Annotated in this window: 14 protein-coding genes; 12 read left to right on the top strand and 2 right to left on the bottom strand. The window is 71.8% G+C overall.

The window, feature by feature from the left end; genetic code table 11:
* Positions 1-5: 5 nt before the first annotated feature.
* The 9 genes from CCO03_RS09930 (at position 6) to nadB (ending at position 13,789) form a co-directional block, all read left to right on the top strand.
* Positions 6-434, top strand: coding sequence for an SMI1/KNR4 family protein (locus tag CCO03_RS09930; RefSeq protein ID WP_157667621.1), 429 nt, complete (start codon positions 6-8; stop codon positions 432-434).
* Complete coding sequence (locus tag CCO03_RS09935; RefSeq protein WP_087280548.1) at positions 431-3,328, top strand: DUF5682 family protein; 2,898 nt, start codon at positions 431-433, stop codon at positions 3,326-3,328. Before CCO03_RS09930 ends, CCO03_RS09935 begins: the two co-directional genes overlap by 4 nt.
* A complete protein-coding gene (locus CCO03_RS09940; RefSeq protein ID WP_087280552.1) occupies positions 3,325-4,461 on the top strand; it encodes a VWA domain-containing protein in 1,137 nt (378 codons plus the stop codon). Before CCO03_RS09935 ends, CCO03_RS09940 begins: the two co-directional genes overlap by 4 nt.
* 214 nt (positions 4,462-4,675) lie before the next feature.
* The gene (locus CCO03_RS09945; protein ID WP_087280557.1) at positions 4,676-5,608 is read left to right on the top strand and encodes an ankyrin repeat domain-containing protein; all 933 of its coding nucleotides are present in this window, start codon (positions 4,676-4,678) and stop codon (positions 5,606-5,608) included.
* Complete coding sequence (locus CCO03_RS09950; RefSeq protein WP_087280560.1) at positions 5,605-6,768, top strand: VWA domain-containing protein; 1,164 nt, start codon at positions 5,605-5,607, stop codon at positions 6,766-6,768. The genes CCO03_RS09945 and CCO03_RS09950 overlap by 4 nt, the downstream gene beginning before the upstream one ends.
* A gap of 108 nt (positions 6,769-6,876) precedes the next feature.
* The gene (locus CCO03_RS09955; protein WP_157667622.1) at positions 6,877-7,521 is read left to right on the top strand and encodes a hypothetical protein; all 645 of its coding nucleotides are present in this window, start codon (positions 6,877-6,879) and stop codon (positions 7,519-7,521) included.
* Complete coding sequence (locus tag CCO03_RS20395) at positions 7,518-10,187, top strand: hypothetical protein (RefSeq protein ID WP_087280565.1); 2,670 nt, start codon at positions 7,518-7,520, stop codon at positions 10,185-10,187. Before CCO03_RS09955 ends, CCO03_RS20395 begins: the two co-directional genes overlap by 4 nt.
* Before the next feature lie 623 nt (positions 10,188-10,810).
* The gene (gene nadA / locus CCO03_RS09965) at positions 10,811-11,974 is read left to right on the top strand and encodes a quinolinate synthase NadA (protein WP_205690404.1); all 1,164 of its coding nucleotides are present in this window, start codon (positions 10,811-10,813) and stop codon (positions 11,972-11,974) included.
* 3 nt (positions 11,975-11,977) lie between these two features.
* A complete protein-coding gene (nadB, locus tag CCO03_RS09970) occupies positions 11,978-13,789 on the top strand; it encodes an L-aspartate oxidase (protein WP_087280571.1) in 1,812 nt (603 codons plus the stop codon).
* A 57-nt stretch (positions 13,790-13,846) separates the two neighbouring features.
* Here the strand turns inward: nadB and CCO03_RS09975 are convergent, their stop codons facing one another.
* Positions 13,847-15,121, bottom strand: coding sequence for a PLP-dependent transferase (locus CCO03_RS09975; protein ID WP_087280574.1), 1,275 nt, complete (start codon positions 15,119-15,121; stop codon positions 13,847-13,849).
* Positions 15,122-15,304: 183 nt separating this feature from the next.
* Here CCO03_RS09975 and CCO03_RS09980 point away from each other — a divergent pair, with 183 nt between their 5' ends.
* Both CCO03_RS09980 and CCO03_RS09985 read left to right on the top strand, forming a co-directional pair.
* Positions 15,305-18,160: a DUF2339 domain-containing protein gene (locus tag CCO03_RS09980; protein WP_087284521.1), complete on the top strand. Its 2,856-nt coding sequence runs from the start codon at positions 15,305-15,307 to the stop codon at positions 18,158-18,160.
* Between the two features lie 85 nt (positions 18,161-18,245).
* The gene (locus CCO03_RS09985; protein WP_087280577.1) at positions 18,246-18,578 is read left to right on the top strand and encodes a hypothetical protein; all 333 of its coding nucleotides are present in this window, start codon (positions 18,246-18,248) and stop codon (positions 18,576-18,578) included.
* A gap of 141 nt (positions 18,579-18,719) precedes the next feature.
* Here CCO03_RS09985 and CCO03_RS09990 read toward each other — a convergent pair whose 3' ends face one another.
* Positions 18,720-20,717 (bottom strand): ABC-F family ATP-binding cassette domain-containing protein, encoded by a 1,998-nt coding sequence (locus CCO03_RS09990; RefSeq protein WP_087280579.1) that lies wholly within the window; start codon positions 20,715-20,717, stop codon positions 18,720-18,722.
* A 396-nt stretch (positions 20,718-21,113) separates the two neighbouring features.
* Between CCO03_RS09990 and CCO03_RS19745 the strand changes: the two genes are divergently transcribed.
* Positions 21,114-21,260, top strand: coding sequence for a hypothetical protein (locus tag CCO03_RS19745; RefSeq protein WP_157667623.1), 147 nt, complete (start codon positions 21,114-21,116; stop codon positions 21,258-21,260).
* The last annotated feature ends 72 nt before the right edge of the window (positions 21,261-21,332 follow it).

Below are 21,332 nucleotides of genomic sequence, written 5' to 3' on the forward strand. Positions count from 1 at the left end.
TGGGCATGACCGTCGTCGATGACGTGCGCCGGTTTCTGGCCGATTTCGATGCGCGCGTGGGCGGGCCTGCCCGGGTGCTGTGGCCGCACACGGCCTGCGAGCTGGATGCCGCCGAAGCCGCGCTGGGCATGCGCCTGCCGCTGTCTTACCGCCGCTTTCTGGGCGAGTTTGGCGGCTGCTGGGCCGGCCTGGACGTGTACGGCCTGCGCAACGACGACCTGTTGCAGTCCACCTCCATGGTGGAGCTGACCCGCGAGTTTCTGGACGACGGCTGGCCCTTGCCGCGGCCGTGTTGCGTGTTCAGCATCGACGGCGCCGGCAACCCGATCTATTTCGATGCCGTGGGGCAGGTGTGCCTGTTCGACCACGACCTGGGCCAAGCCAGCCTGCTGGCGCCCGACTTTGACGCCTTGATGCGAGACGTGCTCACATGAGTCCCAGCAACGGCCCGGCCGGGAACGGCCCCGAACCCCTCATCATCGGTGTGCGCCACCACAGCCCCGCCTGCGCGCGGCTGGTGCAGGCGCGCATCCGCCAGCTCAAGCCGCGCCACGTGCTCATCGAAGGGCCGGCCGACTTCAATGGCCGCGTGGACGAGCTGATGCTGCCGCACCAGCTGCCGGTGGCCATCTACAGCTACCTGTCGTGCGGCACGCTGCACCGGGGCTCGTGGTCGCCGCTGGCTGCGCACTCGCCCGAATGGCAGGCCCTGGTGGAAGGGCAGGCCGCCGGGGCGCAGGTGCGGTTTTGCGACCTGCCGGCCTGGCACCCCGCGTTCTCCGACATGGAAAACCGCTATGCCGACGTGGCCGACGCCGAGCAGGAGCAGGCCGGCGCCACCTACGAGGCGGCCCTGGCCGAGCGCCTGTCGGTGCAGGGCACCGATGCGCTGTGGGACCACCTGTTCGAGGGCCTGACGGCGCCTGAGCAGGTGGACGAGTTGAGCCAGCGCCTGGCCGTGCACTTTGCGCAGCTGCGCGGCGACACCCCGGGCTCGCTGGGCAACCAGCAGCGCGAACAGATGATGGCGCGCTGGCTGGCCTGGGCCGTGCGCGATGCCCTCAGCCAGGGCTGGCGTGGCGGTGCCGACGAGCCCGGCGGCGTGGTGCTGGTCTGCGGCGGCTTTCACGCTCCCATGCTGGCCCGGCTGTGGCCGGGCTGCGATGGCGAGCTGCCCGACACGCCCGCACCCGACGTGCGCCAGATCCGCCTAGCCATGCTGGGTATGGGGGTGTCTGCGTCTGAAGATGAATCGGATCCGCTGGATACTGTGGACGATGAAGCGGTTCACGGCATGCCGCCCGGCCCAGACTTGCCGGCCCTGTCGGGCGTGCCGCTGGACCTGGACGCCGAGCCGCTGCGCCATGGCTCGTTCATCGTGCCCTACAGCTTTGCGCGGCTCGATGCGTTTGCCGGCTATGCCTCGGGCATGGCCTCGCCAGGCTGGTACGAATGGCTGTGGCAAGAGGGGCCGGATGCGGCGGCCAAACAGCTGCTGCTGCGGCTGTCGCGCCGCATGCGCGACAAAAAGCTGCCCCTGTCCACGGCCGACCTGATGGCGGCGCATGGCCGCGCCATGGGCCTGGCGCGTCTGCGCGGCCACGCCTGGCCCTACCGCATCGACTGGCTCGACGCCATGGCTGGTGCGCTGGTGAAAGAGGCGTTGGACGTGCCGCTGCCCTGGACCTACCGCGGGCCGCTGCGGCCCGGCACCGCGCCCGTGCTGGTCGAGGCCATGGACGTGCTGGCGGGCCAGCAGCTCGGCAAGCTGGCACCCGGCACGCCGCAACCGCCGCTGGTGCAGTCGGTCATGGCCGAGCTGGAGGCCCAGGGCCTGCTGCCCCTGCAGGGTCAGCGCCGGCTCAACCTGCTGCAGCCCGAAGACCGGCAGCGCAGCCAGAGCCTGCATCGGCTCAAGCTGTTGGACGTGCCGGGCATCGAACGCACACAGGGCCCTGACCTGGCCCTGTCGGGCGACCCGAGCGAGCACTGGCGGCTGTCCGCGCCGGTGTCGCAAGCTGCGGCCTTGATCGAAGCCGGCGCCTGGGGCGGCACCCTGCGCGACGCCGCACGCGCCAAGCTCGAACACCTGCTGGCCGGTGCCGGGCAGGACATTGTCAAGCTGGCGCGGCTGCTGAACCTGGCCGCCTGGGCAGGGCTGTCCGCCATCAGCCAGCAAGCCATGGACCGGCTGGGCGATGCCGTGAGCCAGGCGCCGCAGCTGGAGCCGCTGGGCGAGGCCCTGGCCACGCTGCACACCATGCTGCGCCATGGCCAGGCCCTGGGCATGGCGCATGCGCCCGTGCTGAAGGTGGTGGTGCAGGCCGGCTTCGACCGCGCCCTGTGGCTGATGGAATTGCCCATGGGCGTGCCGCCCGACCAGATGACGGCCCACATCCAGGCGCACGCCACGCTCAAGCAGATCGTGGCCGATGCGCTGGCCGATGCCGCCCCGGCGCTGCGGGGTGCACAGGGCGCTTGGCCTGTCGGGACAAGCCCGGCCCCGGCCGCCGCCCTGCCTGCTGCGGCCGATCACGCCCTGGCGCAGGCGGCGCAGCAGCTGGCCGCGCGCGCCGTGGCCGTCTGGCAGCGCAAGCTGCGCGACGGCCAGAGCGACCCCGTGAGCCGCGGCGCAGCGCTGGGGGCGCTGGTCGACCTGGCCGACCGTTTCGACATGGGGGCGGTCGACGGCCGCGCCCAGGCGGTGGCGCAGGACTGGGAGCAGCAGGCGCTGGCCTTGCTCGGCACCCTGCCCATGGGCGGGCTGGGCGACGCCCTGGCCGGTCTGCTGGCGCTGGCCCGGCATGCGCTCGAACGCTCGGCCGGCTTTGTGCAGGGCCTGGACGGCCTGGTGCAGAACCTGGATGACGGCGACTTCGTGCTCGCGTTGCCGGCGTTGCGGGGCGCGTTTTCGTGGCTGCCCACGCGTGAACGCGGCGAATTCGCCCAGCAGGTCGCGGCCCTGCACGGCAAAGGCCAGGGCGGCGACTGGCGTCAGCTGCTGGCACGCCTGCCCAGCGAAGCCGGCGTGCTGGCCCTGGCCGAGGCGCAGCGCGACGAGCGCGCCGCCATCGCACGCCTGCGCCACTGGGGCGCTTGGGACCTGGAGCCCATGCCCGCCGACGAGGCGCCAGCCACGGCCGGCGGCCCCGAGCCCCATCCACCCGATGACGGGGGCGCCGGCGTGGGGGCCACGCCGTGCCGCAGCGAAGGGCCGCTCCCGAGTCAGGCACGGCCTCCTCGGGGCGCGCCCAGCATAGGGGCAGCGGACCAGGCGAAGCCGGGGGGCGTGGGAGCAACGCCAACCGTGGGGGAGGCCGGCGCATGAGCCTCACCGTGACCGACCCGCTGGAGCGCTGGCGCCTGCTGCTGGGTGAAGCCGCGCAGGACGCCTGCGGCGGCCTGGGCGCCGATGCCGCTGCGGCCGATGCCGCACTCGACTGGCTGTATGGCCGCGACAGCGACCTGGGCGCGCGCGGCGAGCGCAGTGCCGAGCGCAGCGGCGACATGAGCCCCTCGGCCCTGACCGTGCCCGACTGGATCAACGCCATCCACACGCTGTTTCCGCAGGAGGTGATCGAGCGGCTGGAGACCGACGCCGTCGAGCGCTACGGCATCGATGAAGTGGTGACCAACCTCGAGGTGCTGCAGCGCATCGAGCCCTCGCAGGGCCTGCTGCGCGCCGTGCTGCAGACCAAGCACCTGATGAACCCCGAGGTGCTGGCCGCCGCGCGCGCCATCGTGACCGAGGTGGTGCGCCGCATCATGGAGAAGCTCGCCACCGAGGTGCGCCAGGCCTTTGGTGGCACACGCGACCGGCGCCGCAACTCGCGTCGGCCCATCGCCAGCAACTTCGACTTCAAGCGCACGGTGGCGACCAACCTGCACCGCTACGACCCGGCCAGCGGCCGGCTGTACCTGCAGACGCCGCGCTTCAACAGCCGCACCAAGAAACACACCGACACCTGGGACATCATCTTGCTGGTTGACCAGTCGGGCTCCATGACGGACTCGGTCATCCACTCGGCCGTGATGGCCGCCTGCCTGTGGCAGCTGCCCGGCATGCGCACCAAGCTGGTCGCGTTCGACACCGCGGTGGTGGACCTGACCGACGACGTGGCCGACCCGGTCGAGCTGCTGATGAAGGTGCAGCTCGGTGGGGGCACCGACATCGCCAAGGCCGTGGCCTATGCGCAAGGCCTGGTGAACAACCCCCAAAAAACCGTGGTGGTGCTCATCTCCGACTTCTACGAGGGCGGCAGCGAATACGAGCTGATTCGCCGCGTGAAGGCGTTGACGGCCGAAGGCGTGCGCTTTCTGGGGCTCGCGGCGCTCGATGCATCGGCCAACCCCGTCTACAACCACGAGACCGGCCAGGCCCTGGCCAACGTGGGCGCCAAGGTGGGCGCCATGACGCCCGGCCACCTGGCCGCCTGGCTGGCTGAGCAGGTGCAGGGGTGAGGTGCAGTATGCGTTCAGGCCCGAATCATTCAAATCGGAGGACAAGTGATACTGCGCATGAATTCGGCATCGGTGTCGCCTCACCCGAGTGTGACCAAGCCCGGCAGGGCGCAGGCCTGACCCTGCCAACCCATGCGCGCGAGGCGTGGCCACTGCAGAGCGCCTCGTTGACTGCGGCAGGTGGCCGTCCTCGCGATGAGGCCCTGGGCGCGCCATGAAGACCGTGCGCCACACCCTGCAGGCCGGCCTGCTGATGGCCAGCGCGGCGGCGTGCGCGCAGACCGTGTCGCGCGCCGACTTGCTGGGAGCGCTGTCGCCGCTGGCCGTGGACCAGGGGGTGCCCGCGTACCTGCCCCAAGGCCTGCGCTGCGGCGCCATGCCGTGGCAGCTGGACCACGAGGCCTATGTGCAGCGCCTGGCGCGCACGCCCGTGGCGGACCTGGACCTGTTTGAGCTGGTCTACCTGAAGAACGCCGAAGCCCGGCTGCGCGAACGCTTGCAGGCGGGCGCCAACCCCAATGTGTGCGGCGGTCCCCTGAACGTCAGCCTGCTGAGTTTTGCGGCCGGCACGGGCGATGTGAAGCTGGTGCAACTGCTGTTGGCGCATGGCGCGCACCTGGAGCAGCCCCTCGATGACACCGGCGGATCGGCCTTCATCCAGGCGCTGACGGCCGACCGCTACGACGTGGCCCAGCTGCTCATGGCGCGTGGCGCGGATGTGCACATCACCACGACAGACGGGCGCACAGCCCTGCACGCGCTGGCGAACGCCAACCGGGTCCAAGGCCGCTACCAGCCGGCGCGCGAGCTGGCACTGGCCCGCCGCCTGTTGCAGATGGGCCTGTCGCCCAATGCGCAAGACCGGCAGCCCAACGGCGGCTTCACGCCTGTGGCGCTGGCGGTGGTGTTCAACCAACCCGAGTTGGTGCGGCTGTTCATGGCCCACGGCGCGGACCTGAGCCTGACCGACGCCAAGGGCCGCACGGCGCTTCAACTGGCGCGCCAGCTGGACCGAGGCGCGGTTGCGCGTGCTGGAGGGGCGATGACCACGGCACACCCCGTCGCACGCCATGACCGCCGGGCCGGCCAAGCTCATGCCCCGGTCCGAACCCAAGCCCGACACCGGCCATGCAGGGGGACGCGATGAGCCCGCCGCCGCTGGCCGTGACCGACCCGCTGGAGCGCTGGCGCCTGCTGCTGGGCGAAGCCGCGCAGGACGCCTGCGGCGCGCTGGGCGAGTCGGCCGCTGCGGCCGATGCCGCGCTCGACTGGCTGTATGGCCGCGACAGCGACCTGGGCGCGCGCGGCGAGCGCAGCGTGGGCAGCCGCGACGGCCAGCGCTTTGGCGTGCGCACCGACGACGCCGTGTCGGTGCCCGACTGGATCAACGCCGTGCACCGGCTGTTTCCGCAAGAGGTGATCGAGCGGCTGGAGACCGACGCCGTCGAGCGCTACGGCATCGCCGAGATCGTCACCAACGCCGAGGTGCTGCAGCGGATTGAGCCGTCGCCCAGCCTGCTGCGCGCCGTGCTGCAGACCAAGCACCTGATGAACCCCGAGGTGCTGGCCATGGCGCGGCAGCTGGTGGGCGAGGTGGTGCGCCGCATCCTCGAGCAACTGGCGACCCAGGTGCGTCAGGCCTTCAGCGGCACGCGCGACCGGCGCAAGCCCTCGCGCCGCGCCGTGGCCGCCAATTTCGACTTCAGGCGCACGGTGGCGACCAACCTGCACCGCTACGACCCGGCCAGCGGGCGCCTCTACCTGCAGACGCCGCGTTTCAACAGCCGCAGCAAAAAGCACACCGAGACCTGGGACATCATCCTGCTGGTCGACCAGTCGGGCTCCATGACCGACTCGGTCATCCACTCGGCCGTGCTGGCCGCCTGTCTGTGGGGCCTGCCCGGCATGCGCACGCACCTGATCGCCTACGACACCGAGGTGGTCGACCTGACCGATGACGCGGCCGACCCGGTCGAGCTGCTGATGAAGGTGCAGCTGGGCGGGGGCAACGACGGCGCCAAGGCCGTGGCCTATGCCCAGGGCCTGGTGCGCAACCCGCAGCAGACCGTGCTCGTGGTCATCAGCGACTTTTACGAAGAAGCCTTCGTCGCGCGCGAGATGGTGCGCCGCATGGCGCAGCTCATCGCCGATGGCGCCAAGGTGCTGGGGCTGATGGCGCTCGACGAACACGCGGTGCCCACGTACGACCACGAGGTCGTGCAGGCCATGGCCAACGTGGGCGCCAAGATGGGGGCGATGACGCCGGGTCACCTGGCGGCCTGGCTGGCCGAGCAGCTGCAGGCTTGAAGGTGCGATGCAGTATGGGATTGGCATGACCAAAAATAAATCGGTGGACCCTGCATACACCCGCATGGCGGGTGCCCCGGCCGCAGGTGGCTGTGAAGGAGCCCGGACATGACGGCGATGGCCTTGTCGATCGACGGACAACGCCTGGCGACGGTGTGCTGCGACGGCTTCGACGTCGTCCGTTTTCACCTGCAGGGCACGCGCTCAGACCCCGCCTTTGCCCACGTGCACCTGGGCGCCGGGGGCTTGCTGTGGCTGAACGACGTGACCGTGACGCCGGGCCAGCGCGTGGGCCTGGCGGTGCTCGCCGCTGGGGAGACCGCACCGGCCGGCCAGACGCTGGACCTGCTGTACCCCGATGACGGCCTGGACCAGGACAACCAGGCGGAGGGCGAGGGCTCAGGCCCCATCGAGTTTGACGACCGCGCGGCCATCGACCGTGTGCTGAACCACGTTCGCGGCCTGCCCAGTCACCGCGCCGGCTACCGGTTCGACTGGCTGGACGCCGACGGCACGCGGGTCAGCGGCAGCACGGCGGCAGCGATGCACGGCATCACGTTCTCGGCGGTGTGGAACCGGTTTCACCCGGCGCGCGTGCGGGTGTCCTTGCACACGCACACCCTGGCCAGCGTGGGGCAGCGCCGGCGCAACGACGCAGCGGGGCAAGTGACGCTGGCCCGCGGGGATTTGATGGCCGGCCAATCGGTGAGCGTGACGCTGTCGGACAGCGACAACATGGAGGAGGGCGCATGAACCGCCGCGAAGATTTGCTGGAACTCACGCCGCAGGCCTTGACGGCCTTGGCCAACGCCGGGTTTGTGAAGCGCGCGCAGCGCGAGGTGGCGGCCGGGCAATTGCCCACGCTCAGCATCGACGACCAGGGCGTGGTGACCGCCGTGTTCGACGACGGCGTGGAGACGCGGTTTCCGCCCGGCGTGGGCCTGCACGACGCGCACTGCAACTGCCCCGCCAGCGGCATGTGCCGCCACCGCGTCACCCTGGTGTTGGCTTGGCAGGCGGGGTTTCATACTGAAGATGAGGCTGATTCATCGGAAACGCCTGGTACTGCCTCAGCGGTTGGCGCCGCGTCCACCGAAGCACCCCAGCCAGCTGATGCACCGTCCGCAGAGGCCGGCCAGGGCGGCGCGGTGGCAGGTACAGCGGCGGTGAACCCCGGCGATGCCGATGCGGGGGGCGCACCACCTGCCGCAGGTGCTGCGGGCGCCAAGCCCGCCAGTGCCGGGCTGGCCAGCGCGGGCGGCAAGGCCGCCGCACCCGTCCGCGCGGCAGGAGGAGAGGCCCGGCCAAGAGAGGCCCGGCCAGGTGAGGCCCGGCCAGGTGAGGCCCGGCCAGGCGAGGCCCGGCCAGGCGAGGCCTTCAGCCCCGCCGACTTCGACGACGCGGCCTTGACCACCGCATTGGGCGCCACGGCGCTGGCCCAGGCCACGCGCTTTGCGGCCCAGCAGCCCACGGTGCGCGTGCAGCCCTGGCAGGGCGCCGATGCGCCGCCGCTGGCGCGGCTGCCCATGTGCACGGTGCGCTTTTTCTCGCGCCACAACCTGCAGCTGGCGCGCTGCGACTGCGTGGCGGGCGGCCGCTGCGCTCACGTGGCGCTGGCCGTGTGGGCGTTTCGCCAGGCCAGGCCGGCGCCGGGCGAGGGCGAGCGGGTGCTGACCCTGCGCGGCCCGGTGCCCTTCGGCGCCGTGGCGGCGACGGCGTCCCCCGACTCAGCGCTGCCGGCAGATGCCGTGGCGGCGGTGGCCGGGGCCGAGCCGGCCGCAGCGGTGGTGTCGCCCCGCCGCGCGCGGGGCGCCAAGGCAGGTGCTGGCCTGGACACCGACAGCGCCGAATACGCCATCGTCGATGCGCGTGGCGATGGCTTCGGCCTGCAGTCGCCCGCAGGCCTGCGCGTGCGGGCCGGGCTGGATGCGCTGCTGGCCCAGCTCTGGCTGGAGGGCGCGGCGCAGCCCCAGCTGGCGTTGGCCGGCCGCATCACGGCCCTGCGCGCCGACCTGCAGGAGCTGGGCTGGCAGTGGCTGCTCGATGCGCTGGACGAGCTCGAAGGCCAGCTGCACGCCCTTGCCGCGCGCAGCACGCGCTTCGACCCGTTGCGGCTGGTCGACGTGAGCACCGAGCTGTGGGCGCGCTGGCGCTGTGCCCAGCACCAGTGGCAGCGCGAGAGCCAGCCCGGGCAGGCGGGTGCGGCCAGCGCCGCGGCCCACGAGGCCGTGCCGGCGGCGGAGGTGCTGGGCCGTGGCGTGCGCGGTGAAGTCGCACTTGACCACCTGCGGCTGGTGTCGCTGGGTGGTGCGCTCTGGTCCGATGCGCAGGCCGAAGGGGCCAGCGTCTACCTGGCCGACCCGGACACCCAAAGCGTGCTGGTGCTGGAGCGCGAGTGGCCCAAGGCCGAAGCGGCTGCCGCCACCACGGGCAGCGGCCCGACACCGGTGCCCGCGCCCGGTGCGGCCAGCGCGTCCGTGGCGCAAACCAGCCTGCTGCAGCGCCGCGTCGTCAACGTGCCGCTGCGCCAGCTGCTCGACAGCCAGATCGTCACCAAGGCCGCCAAGCGCCGCGCCAACGGCGCCGTCGACATCGGGGGCAACAAGCGCCAGACCGGTGTGCTGCCGCTGTCGGCCACGGCCTGGAACGAGCTGGCCCCGCCGCTGGCCCAGCCCGATGTGCAGTCGCTGGACGCCCACCTGCGTCAGCAGGTGCCGCCCTTCGTGGCGCCGCGGCATGCGGCCACGGGTGCGGCCGCCGGCGTGTCGGGCCACCTGCACGTGGTGCGCCTGGCCGATGCCGAGTTGCAGCACTGGTGGTGGGACGGCGCGCGCCAGACCGTGCACGCCGTGTGGACCCAGGCCACCGTGATGACCCACGAGGCCGTGCTGGCCGGCGATGGCGACCCCGACACCGCCGAACGCCCCGCCGTGCTGCATGTGCAGCTCGCCTACCAGCCCGAGTCCCCGGGGGCCGTGGACGGGCTGGCGCGCGCGCTGGCCGGAGAATGGGGCGCCGTGCAGGCGGTGGCCGGGCCCGCCTGGCGGGCCCAGGGCGAGGTGCGCCTGCAGGCCACGGCCATCGTCTGTGCCCAGCGCGCGCTGGCCCTGGCGGCGCAGCCTGTGGCGCCGCAAACCATGCCCAGCGCCGAGGCGGGCGACGACGAGGACCTGCGCGCCCTGGCCCTGCAGAACGGCCTGCACCACCTCAGCGTGCTGTTGCGGGACGGCATGCGCCATCAGGGCGGCAGCTGGTCGCAGAGCGCGGCCGAGCACGCGCAGCTGTTGCGCCGCGCCGGCTTTGCCCAGGCCGCCCAGGCCCTGACCGCCTTGCCGGGGCTGGCCCTGGGGGCCAACCGCGAGGCGGTGCTGCCGCGCGTCACCCAGCTGGCCCTGCTGCTGCGGCAGCTGCAGGCCTGAGGCGTCGACCAGGGCCGGCCACCAAGGAAGACCCTGAGCGGCTGCGAGCGGCCCTGGCCTGTGCGCAAGCTGAACACCTGCTGAGGTGCCCCGCAGGCAAGGCGGCGGCTCAGATCATGGCGTCACCGACGCATGTCTTCATCCAGTATGGTGCCACTTCCGTTTCATGTTGAATGGGAAGTGGCTCATACCCCTTCAACCATCACAGTGGTCGCCCCACCGGCGTCTGGAACGCGCCCGGCTGCGCGTGGGCGGTGCGCTGGGGCTGGTCGATGGGCCGGCGGCCGGCGCCGTGGGCGATTGGTGGGTGCCCACCGCGCGCTGAGGCCTGTGTGTGATGGACCAGCAGCCGGGTTCTGTACGAGCCGGCTTGCGCGCTGCAGTTCACCGCCTTAGCCTGTGCGGCCGCCGAAGACGGAGCGTAGAGGCCCGCCACCTCGGCAGGGCTGCCAGCAGCGCTATCGGCACGGCTGCGGGACGCTCATGCGGCCAGCGGCGCGCCGACCGCCTCTCTGTATCCGCATGCCAGCGCCGTGTCGCGCGCGGCTCATTCGTCCGGGGAAATCGGCCTTGTATTAATGCTCATTTTGAGAATAATGAACACACCTTCACCCCACGAGACCCTGAGCATGTCCATCAAATCCGTGCAGTTCGATCAGCCCCTGATCTCGTCTCTGGGGGCGTCCGGCGCCGCCACGGGCGCGGCGTGCAGCATCGGCGAAGCCTGGGCGCGTGTGCCGCCCGACCTGAGTCCGGCCGAGCAGCAGCAGGCCAAACAACGCATCCACGCCTTGCTCGAGCAGCACAACGCCGTGCTCGTCACCCACTACTACGTGGATGGCCCGCTGCAGGACCTGGCGCGCGAAACCGGCGGCTGCGTGGGCGATTCGCTGGAGATGGCGCGCTTTGGCGCCGCGCACCCGGCCTCCACGCTGCTGGTGGCGGGCGTGCGCTTCATGGGCGAGACGGCCAAGATCCTGAGCCCCGACAAGCGCGTGCTGATGCCCGATGGCGACGCCACCTGCTCGCTGGACCTGGGCTGCCCGGCCGATGCGTTCAGCGCCTTTTGCGACGCCCACCCCGACCGCACCGTGGTCGTCTACGCCAACACCAGCGCCGCCGTGAAGGCGCGGGCGGATTGGGTGGTGACCTCGTCCATCGGCGAGCAGATCGTGGCGCACCTGCACGCACGCGGCGAAAAAATCCTCTGGGCGCCCGACCGTCACCTGGGCCACTACATCCAGCAGCAAACCGGCGCCGACATGCTGCTGTGGAACGGCGCCTGCGTGGTGCACGACGAGTTCAAGGCCAGCGAACTCGCGGCGCTCAAGCGCGAGCTGCCGCAGGCGGCCGTGCTGGTGCATCCCGAGGCCCCGGCTGCCGTGGCGGCGCTGGCCGACGTGGTGGGCTCGACCACGCAGCTGATCGCCGCCATCGACCGCTACCCGACCGACACCTTCATCGTCGCCAGCGACCGCGGCATCCTGTACGAGATGGGCGCACGCCACCCGGACAAGCGCTTTTTGCCGGCACCCACGGCCGGGCAGGGCGCGGCCTGCAAAAGCTGCGCCATGTGCCCGTGGATGGCCATGAACAGCTTGGCCGGCATCGAGCAAGCCCTGCGGCACGGCCACGGCGAGATCACGCTGGACGCCGCGCTGGCACAGGCCGCGCGCCAGCCCATCGAGCGCATGCTGCAGTTCGCCGCCGAGCGCGGGCAGCGCGTGCGCACCAGCGGCAGCCACGAGCAGGACGCCAGCCTGTTCACGCACCACGGCGTGGCCTGAGCCATGGCGGATCTCCACACCCCCTCCCGCGAGCCAGTTCGGCACGGCGATGTCCTGGTCATCGGCGCGGGGCTGGCCGGTCTGTCCGTGGCGCTGTCGCTGCCCGCCCACCTGCGGGTCACCGTGCTGAGCAAAGGGCCGCTGCAGGCCTGTGCCAGCGCCTGGGCGCAAGGCGGCATCGCGGCCGTGCTGGACCCGGCGGATGACCTCGAATCCCACGTGCAGGACACCCTGGTGGCCGGCGCCGGCCAGTGCGACGAGGCCGTGGTGCGGGCCATCGTGGCCCAGGCGCCGGGGGCCATCGCCTGGCTGCGCAGCCTGGGCGTGGACTTTGACCGGGACGAGGGCGGCCAGGCCCTGCACCTCACGCGCGAAGGCGGGCACAGCCACCGGCGCATCGCGCACGTGGCCGACCGCACCGGGCAGGCCGTGCACGCGGCGCTGCTGCAGGCCTGCCGTGCGCGCGCCCACATCGAACTGTTGGAAGGGCACGCCGCGCTGGCGCTGGTGACCGCCGGCGAGGCCGAGGGCGCGCGCTGCCTGGGCGCCCGGGTGCGCCAGCCCGGTGGCGAGGTCGTGCGCTGGCAGGCCGCGCACACCGTGTTGGCCACGGGCGGCCTGGGTCAGCTGTTCGCCAGCACCACCAACCCCGATTGCGCCACCGGCGATGGCGTCGCCATGGCCTGGCGCGCGGGCTGCCGCGTGCAAGACCTGGAGTTCATCCAGTTCCACCCCACGGCCCTGCAGGTGCAGGGCCGCGCCGTGGGGCTGGTGACCGAGGCGCTGCGCGGCGAAGGCGCGCTGCTGCGCCTGCCCGACGGCACGCGCTTCATGCCGGCGCATGACGCGCGCGCCGAGCTGGCGCCGCGCGACGTCGTGGCCCGCGCCATCTGGCACGAGATGCGCAGCCGCGGCCTGCCGCATGTGCTGCTGGACATTTCGCACCGGCCACGTGATTGGCTGCAGCGCCATTTCCCAGGGGTGATGCAGCTGTGCGCTGCGCATGGCCTGGACCTCGCGCAGGCGCCCATTCCCGTGGCGCCGTGCGCGCACTACGCCTGCGGCGGCGTGCGCGCCACGGTAGCGGGCCGCACCGACCTGCCGGGGTTGTATGCCGTGGGCGAGGTGGCCAGAACCGGCCTGCATGGCGCCAACCGCCTGGCCAGCAACTCGCTGCTCGAATGCGTGGTCATGGGCCGTCAGGCCGCCCGGCACCTGGTGGGCGAGCTGGCGCCAAAGCCGCATGCCGAGGGCTCGGGCGAGCCGCGTCTGCAGGCTGATCAGCTGGCCGCGCCCTGGCCTGACGTGCAGGCCATGCCAGACCCCGCATGCCCGGGGCGCTCGTCATCGCCCGAACCGGCGGCGCCTCAGGGCGACGCGGGCGGGGCACCCAGGGCCACCTCAGCCGGATGGGTCGAGCCGGGCGCTGCCAGCGTGGGCACAGGGCCCAGCCTGCAGGCCTTGCGCCAGCTGATGAACGCCGTGGCCGGCATTCAGCGCAACGCGGTGGACCTGGCCGCTGCTGCGGCCCAGCTCGCAGCCTGGCAGGCGCAGCTCGCCGAGGGCGAGCACCTGGCGGTGCATGCACCCGGTGACCCTGGGGCGGCTCAGGTCGGGGGCCAAGGCGTGGGGCCAGTCGTGCTGGGGCCGGACGCCGCCGTGCGCCACGCACTGGACGTGTGTCAGCTCATTGTCAGCGCGGCGCTGCAGCGCCGGCACAGCTGCGGTGCGCATGCGCGCAGCGACGAGCCCGGTGAATCGTTGGTGGCGGGTGATGCCATCAATCCGCAGTATGCAGCCACTGCCGTTCATTGAACAACGGCGGCGGTGCTGTACTGCCTTTCGACGTCTCGTGGGGGCTGAGGCGTGCGGTCAGCGCAGGGCGTGGCTCAGCGCTTGCGCCAGGTCGGCCTGCAGGTCGGCCGTGCGCTCCAGGCCCACGGCAAAGCGGATGAGGTGGCCCGGCGTCAGCGTGGTGGGCAGGCTGCGCATCTCGTCCAGGTGGTAGGGCACGACCAGGCTGATGGGGCCGCCCCAGCTGTAGCCCAGGCGGAACAGGCGCAGCGCATCGCAGAACGCATCGACCTGGGCCGGGCTGCAGCCGGGGTCCAGCATCACGCTGAACAGGCTGGCCGCCGCGCCGCTGTCGTCGCCCGCATCGGCCCGCGCCTGGGCCGGGGCACACAGCCGGCGCCAGTGGTCGTGCCCGGGCGAGCCCGGCAGCGCGGGGTGCAGCACCTGCACGAACGCCGGCTGCTGGCTGGCCCAGCGCGCCAGGGCGCGCGCGCTGCGGTCGGCTGCGCCGTAGCGCAGGTGCACCGTGGGCAGGCTGCGCAGCACCATTTCGACGTCGTTCATGCCCACGCCCAGGCCCAGGCGCATGTGGGCGAGCTTGAGCTTTTTGTGCAGCAGCGCATCGCGTGTGGTCACGCTGCCCATGAGCACGTCGCCGCCGCCGCTGGGGTACTTGGTCAGCGCGTGGGCCGAGATGTCGGCCCCCCAACCGTCGCCGAAATCGAACGGGTTGAAGGCGATGCCGGCGCCCCAGGTGTTGTCCAGCGCGGTGGTCACGCCGCGCTCGCGGCAGATGCGGGCGAGCGCCGGCAGGTCGGGGAACTCCAGCGTCACCGAGCCGGCGGCCTCCAGCCAGACCAGGCGGGTTTTGTCGCTGATGCGCGCGGCCAGGTCGTCCGGGTTCATGGGGTCGTAGAACTGGTGCGTGATGCCCCAGTTGCGCAGCTCGCCCTCGGCCAACGACTTGTTGGGGCCATAGGCGTTGTCGGGCATCAGCAGCTCGTCGCCGGCCTTGAGCAAGGCCATGGGCACCAGCGCCAGCGCGGCCAGCCCGCTGGGCACCAGCAGCGTCTGCAGGCCACCTTCCAGCGCGCAGATGCGCTCTTCGAGCAGAAAGCTCGTGGGCGTGCCGTGCAGGCCGTAGGTGTAGCCCGACTTGTCCATCCAGGTGGTGTCGCGCATGGCGGCCACGCTGTCGAACAACACTGTCGAGGCCTTGTGGACGCCAAACGTGGGCGCGGCGAACACCGTGGGCGGCTGGTAGGGGTGGTGAATCAGCTCGGTGGCGCTGGCCGGTTGTGCATGCAGCGGCGCGTGTGGCTTGGGCAAGGCGGGGGATGGGGTATCGCTCATGCGGACAATGGTAACGGGCGAGACACCGGGGTGCGAGGCGGGTGGGCAGGGCGTGTGCGCGTCCGCCGGGGCGCAGCAGGTGATACTCGGTGACCATCTTGGCCGCGTCGCACCGTCCCCGAGCCAGCATGCGCAGGCCGGGGCGCGGTGGGCGTGCCAGGCAAGCAACACGAAGGGGTCGACATGGTGGAGTTGTTGGCACTGGTCGGTGTCGCGGTGCTGTGGGTGCTGGTGCGCCGGCTCACGACGCGCGTGCGCCAGCTGGAAGAATCGCTGCGCCTCCTGCAGCAGGCCCAGGCCTGGACCGCGCTGCAGGACCCGGCGGAGGCGGCGTCGCCAGCTGCATCGGCTGCGGCATGGGGCGTGACCGCGGCGCCGCCGTCGCCCAGCGCGGCCACAGCTTCCGGGACACCCGCGACGGCGGTGCCGGTGGGTGCAGCGGCCGACGCCGCGCCTGCCTGGGGCCTGACAGGACCTGTTCCTGGTCCAGAGGCCATCCCGAGGCCTGACGTTGCGCCCGCCAGCCGCGGCGCTGCGCGCCCGCCTGTCGCGCCGCCGGCCGACGAGTTGTTCGACTGGGACGGCCCTGCGGCCAGCCCCGACCCCGCAGAAGCCGCCGAGCCCAGCGTGCTGGCCCGCGCGGGCCTGGCGATCAAGGCCTGGTTCTCGACCGGCAACGTGCCCGTCAAGGTGGGCATGCTGGTGCTGCTGGCCGGTGTGGCGGCCCTGCTGCGCTACGCCAGCGGCCAGGGCTGGGTGAACGTGCCGATCGCCTGGCGGCTGGTGGGCGTCAGCGCGCTGGCGTTGGGCGGCCTGGCCCTGGGCTGGCGCCAGCGCGCCAGCCGGCCCGTGTTTGCCCAGGCGCTGCAGGGCGGGTCGCTGGGCATGGTCCTGCTGGTGGTGTTCGCGGCCTTCAAGCTGTATGGCCTGCTGGGGGCCGGTGTCGCGCTGGGCCTGTCGGCTCTCCTCATCGGGGCGGTGGCGGTCATGGCGGTGCGACAGAACGCGCTGAGCCTGGCCATGCTCAGCGTGGCGACCGGGTTCCTCGCGCCCATCTGGCTGTCCAGCGGCAGTGGCAACCACGTGGCGCTGTTCTCGTACTACGCGCTGCTCAACGCGGGCATTTTCGCCATGGCCTGGCAGCGCGCCTGGCGCTGGCTCAACCTGATGGGCTTTGCCTTCACCTGGGGCATCGGCACGCTCTGGGGCGTGCTGCAGTACACGCCGGCCAAGTTCGCCAGCACCGAGCCCTTCCTGGTGCTGTTCTTTGCTTTTTACCTGGCGCTGCCCGTGCTGTTCGCACGCCGGGCCACGGCGCGTGAGGGCGACCGGCTCGACGCCTGCCTGCTGTTCGGCACGCCGCTGATCGCCTTTGCCCTGCAGGCGGTGCTGCTCGAGGGCAAACGCCTGCCGCTCGCGCTGTGCGCGGTGGCCGTGGCGGCCCTCTACGGCGTGCTGGCCAAGGCCCTGTGGGGTCGGCCGCGCCACGCGGACCTGGCCCGGGTGCATGCCGTGCTGGGCGTCGCCTTTGCCACGCTGGCGGTGCCGCTGGCGTTCTCGTCCAGCGTCACGGGCTGCGTGTTCGCGCTGGAGGGCGCGGGCCTCATCTGGCTGGGCCTGACGCAGGGGCGCAGGGGGCCGCAGGCCGGGGGCGCCGGGCTGCAGCTGCTGGCCGCCGTGGCGGTGCTGGATGCGCTGAGCCAGCCCGCGCTCGCGTCCACGCCGGTGTTCAACGCCGGCTTCATGAGCTTGCTGTTGCTGGCGCTGGCTGGGTTGACCAGCGCGTGGCTGTACCGCAGGGCCTCGGGCCTGCAAGCTGCAGCCACAGCCCGTCGCGACCGCGGGGCGAGCCCCGCCGCGCAGGACGCAGCGCCCACCTGGGCGGCCGCGGTCGCCTATGGCTGGGGTCTGGCGTGGTGGCTGCTGATGGGCCTGCGCGAGATCGAGCGGTTTGTGGCTGCCGACGGGCTGTGGCCCGCCAGCCTGGTGTGGCTGGGTGCCACCGGCTGGCTGGCGGCCGAGGTGCACGCGCGCCGGCCGGCCGCAGCCCTGCGCTGGACCAGCCTGGCGGCCGTGCTGGCGGCCTACCCGCTGGCCCTGGCCCAAGGCACGCCGTTGTGGGGCTGGCCCGTGATCGCCTGGCTGGTTGCTGCGGCGCTGACCCTGCGCAGCCTGGCCTGCCTGGGCCCAAGTCCCGCCGACACGACATCGGCTGCCGCCGATCGGCAGGTGGCTGCAGCCCAGCTGGCCTGGGCCTGGTTGCCGCCCACCCTGGTGTGCCTGTCGCTGCCGCGCTGGTTTTCCGCCGCCCCGGGCGACTGGCCGCTGGTGCTGTTCGCGCTGCCCTGGCTGGCGGCTGCGGCGCTCGCGCTCTGGCGCTGGTCGTGGCTCGGCTGGCCCCAGGCTGGGCGACTGCCGGGCTGGCGCCATGTCTACCTGGGCGGCACCTTCGCGCTGCTGGCCGTGTGGTGGTGGCTGGCCCTGGGCAGCGCGGGCGACACACTGCCCTGGCCCTGGGTGCCGGTGCTCAACCCGCTGGACCTGGCGCAGCTGGCCGTGTTGGCGTTGCTGGGATGCTGGTGGGGGCGCGCCGACGCACCCGAGCCCCTGGCTCGTTGGCGCGCAGGCGGCCTGGCCGGCGCGGCCTGTGTGCTGATCACGGTGGTGACGCTGCGGGGCACGCACCACTGGGGCCACGAGCCCTGGTCGCTGCAGCTGCTGGGCAGCAGCCTGGCGCAGTCGTGCCTGACGGTGCTGTGGAGCGTGCTGGGCGTGGGCGGCTGGGTGCTGGGCTCGCGCCGTGGCCACCGCGTGCTGTGGCTGGCGGGCGCCGTGCTCATGGGCGTGGTGCTGCTCAAGCTGCTGCTGATCGATCGGCAGAACCTGGGCGACCTGCTGGGCATCGGTGCCTTCATCGCTTACGGCTTGCTGTGCACGGCCGTGGGCTGGCTGGCGCCGGCGCCGCCCAAGGCCGCATCGGCAGACGACGCAGGCGAGGAGCCCGGGCGCGCGCAGGCGGCGCCCGGCGGCCCTGGCTGAGGGCCCAGGTTGGTGCATGGGGCGCAGGGCATGGGGTAAGGTCGGCCATCTCGTGGGGCAGCAAGGAAGCCGAATGATTCGATCGATGACCACCTGGGCGGCCGTGGCCGGCCTGACCTTCACCACCGCCGCGTGGGCGCAGTCCGGCGGCCTGCCGAATCTGGCCGAATTGGGCGGCCAGATGCATGCCGCGGCCCAGGTGTGCGGCCACCATTCGGCCGACGAACTGCAGAAGATGAAGGCGGCGCAGAAGGCGCAAAGCCTTCAGCAGGGTGTGTCGGCCGAGGCGTTCGACGCCGGCTTTCAAAAAGGCTTGGACGATGGCCTGGCGAAATTCAAGCCCCTGTCGGCCGCCCAGAAGAGCCAGACCTGTGCGCAGCTGAAGGCCTTGTCCCAGGTGAAGCTGCCGCAGCGATGAGGCCAGTGATCCCCAAGGCCTTCGCCTGACCGCTTACCCGCGGTCAGGGCGGCGATTCTGGCCGACTGATTCAAGCTTTGAAAGGGGTATCAGGCAGTTTCCGTTCAATACAAAACGGCAACAGCTCCATACTCTTGTGCATCACACTTCGGCCTCGAGCGCCTCGATCTGGGTGCTGGCGTCCAGCCAGGCTTCTTCGGCGGCGACCAGCTCGTCGCCAATCGCCTTCAGGCGCCTGCCGGCCTCGGCCATGGCGTCGGGGCTGGGGTTGTCCAGCAGCGATTGCTCCAGCGTCGCCTGTTCCGACTGCAGCGCGGCCATGCGCGCCTCGGCCGCGGCCAGCGCCTTTTTGTGCGGGCGCAGCTGGGCGGCCAGTTCCTGGCGGCGCTGGGCCGCGAGCTTGCGGCGTTCGCCGCCCGACAGGCCGTCGTCGATGGCAGGCGCCTGCGCGCTGACAGCCGGCGCCGCCGCGGGACTGGCGCTGCCGGCGAGCTTGGCGGCTTCGCGCTGACGCTTGGCCTCCTCGAGCAGGTAGCGCTGGTAGTCGTCCATGTCGCCGTCGTAGGGCTTGACGCCGCCCTGGGCCACCAGCCAGAAGTCTTCGCAGACGGCGCGCAGCAGCATGCGGTCGTGGCTGACCAGCAGCACCGTGCCGTCGAAATCGTTCAAGGCCATGGCCAGGGCTTCGCGCGTCGCCAGGTCCAGGTGGTTGGTGGGTTCGTCCAGCAGCAGCAGGTTGGGGCGCTGCCACACGATCATGGCCAGCACCAGGCGGGCCTTTTCGCCGCCGCTGAAGCTGCCCACGGACTGCATCACCTGGTCGCCCGTGAAGTTGAAGCTGCCCAGGTAGTTGCGCAGGTCCTGCTCGCGCGATTCGTTGGCCGCGGGCGCGCCCTGGGCGGCCAGGTCGCGGGCCAGCCGCGTCATGTGGGCCAAGGCGTGGTCGTCGGGGCGCAGCACGTCCAGCTCTTGTTGAGCGAAGTAGCCCACCGTCAAGCCCTTGCCCTCGGTGAACTGGCCCGCCAGCGGCGCCAACTCGTGCGCGATGGTCTTCACCAGCGTGGACTTGCCCTGGCCGTTGGCCCCCAGGATGCCGATGCGCTGACCGGCCAGCACCGAGCGGTTGATGCCGCGCAGGATGGTGGTGGGAGCGCCGTCAGCTGACGCCGGCGGGTAGCCGACGGCGGCATCGGTGATGGCCAGCATGGGGTTGGGCAGGTTGGCCGGCTCGCGGAAGGTGAAGGTGAAGTCGGCCTCGGCCAGCACGGGGGCGATCTTTTCCATGCGCTCGAGCTGCTTGACGCGGCTTTGCGCCTGCTTGGCCTTGGTTGCCTTGGCCTTGAAGCGGTCGATGAACTTCTGCAGGTGCGCCATCTTCTCCTGCTGGCGATCGAACGCCGCCTGCTGCAGCAACAGCTGCTGCGCACGCAGCTCCTCGAACTTGCTGTAGTTGCCGCCGTAGCGGGTGAGGCGGCCTTGCTCGATGTGCACGGTGACGCGCGTGACGGCGTCCAGGAACTCGCGGTCGTGGCTGATGACGATCAGCGTGCCGGGGTAGCGGCCCAGCCAGCCTTCCAGCCACACCAGCGCGTCCAGGTCCAGGTGGTTGGTGGGTTCGTCGAGCAGCAGCAGGTCGCTGGGCGCCATGAGCGCGCGGGCCAGCTGCAGGCGCATGCGCCAGCCGCCCGAGAAGCTGTTCACGGGGTGGTCCAGCTCGGCCACCTGAAAGCCCAGGCCCAAGATCAAGGCCTGGGCGCGCGCGCTCGCGTCGGCCGCGCCGGCATCGAGCAGGTCGCTGTGGGCCTGGGCGATCGCCATGCCATCGCCCTGGGCCTCGGCGGCGCGCAGGGCGGCGTTCAGCCGCGTCAGCCGCGTGTCGCCGTCCAGCACGAACTGCGTGGCCGATTCGTCGGTTTCGGGCATGTGCTGCGCCACCTGCGCCATCTGCCAGCCGCTGGGGATCTGGAAATCGCCCGAGTCTTCGTGCAGGTCGCCCGCCAGCAGGGCAAACAGGCTGGACTTGCCGGCGCCGTTGCGCCCGACCAGGCCGACTTTCTCGCCGGGGTTCAGGGTGAGCGACACGTCGTCCAGCACGACTTTGGTGCCGCGGCGCAGCGTGATGTGAGAGAGGGAAATCATGGGCCTGAGGCAGCTGCGGCGGACAAGGGCGTCCAACGGGGCGAGGGGGAGGAGGGCGCAGCCAAAGCCCTCGATTATCCCTGCTGAGGGCCGCCGCACTGCCTGGACGCATGCCGCGGCCCATGCGGCCGACCCGGCACCGATGCGCGGTGGCCCGTGTGTGCGGCAGCCGTCACCGGCCGGGCAGGGCGCCGAGCAGGACCTGGGGGAGCGGCCCGGTGCGCGTCAAGCGGCCCGATATGCAAAAACCACATGTCGTTGTGCGCGATTGTTCGTTCACAGGATGCGGCGCGGCGCGAAGAATCCGTGGCCATGTACCCGTCTGCGTCGCTCTCCGAGCCATCGCCAAGGCGGGGTACCCGTTGTCTGTCTCCTTTCTTGCCCAAGGTTCGCACCATGCCCCACGCTGCTTCCACTCCGACCCGCGATGCCGGTCGCACGCCGTTTCAGGCCCTGGGGGTGCTGGTGCTGGCCTGGTTGTCCAGCTGGAACAGCCTGGCCTGTGACCCCGAGGTGGACATCCACCTCTACCCCTTCTTCTGAGGGGCGCCACGCGCTTGCACGGGCGCCCGGGCTGATGGCCCGGTTGCCGTGCGATCCGCAGGCGCCGCTCTG

Origin of the sequence: Comamonas serinivorans, assembly GCF_002158865.1 — a bacterium.
In the GTDB taxonomy this organism is placed as follows: domain Bacteria; phylum Pseudomonadota; class Gammaproteobacteria; order Burkholderiales; family Burkholderiaceae_C; genus Comamonas_E; species Comamonas_E serinivorans.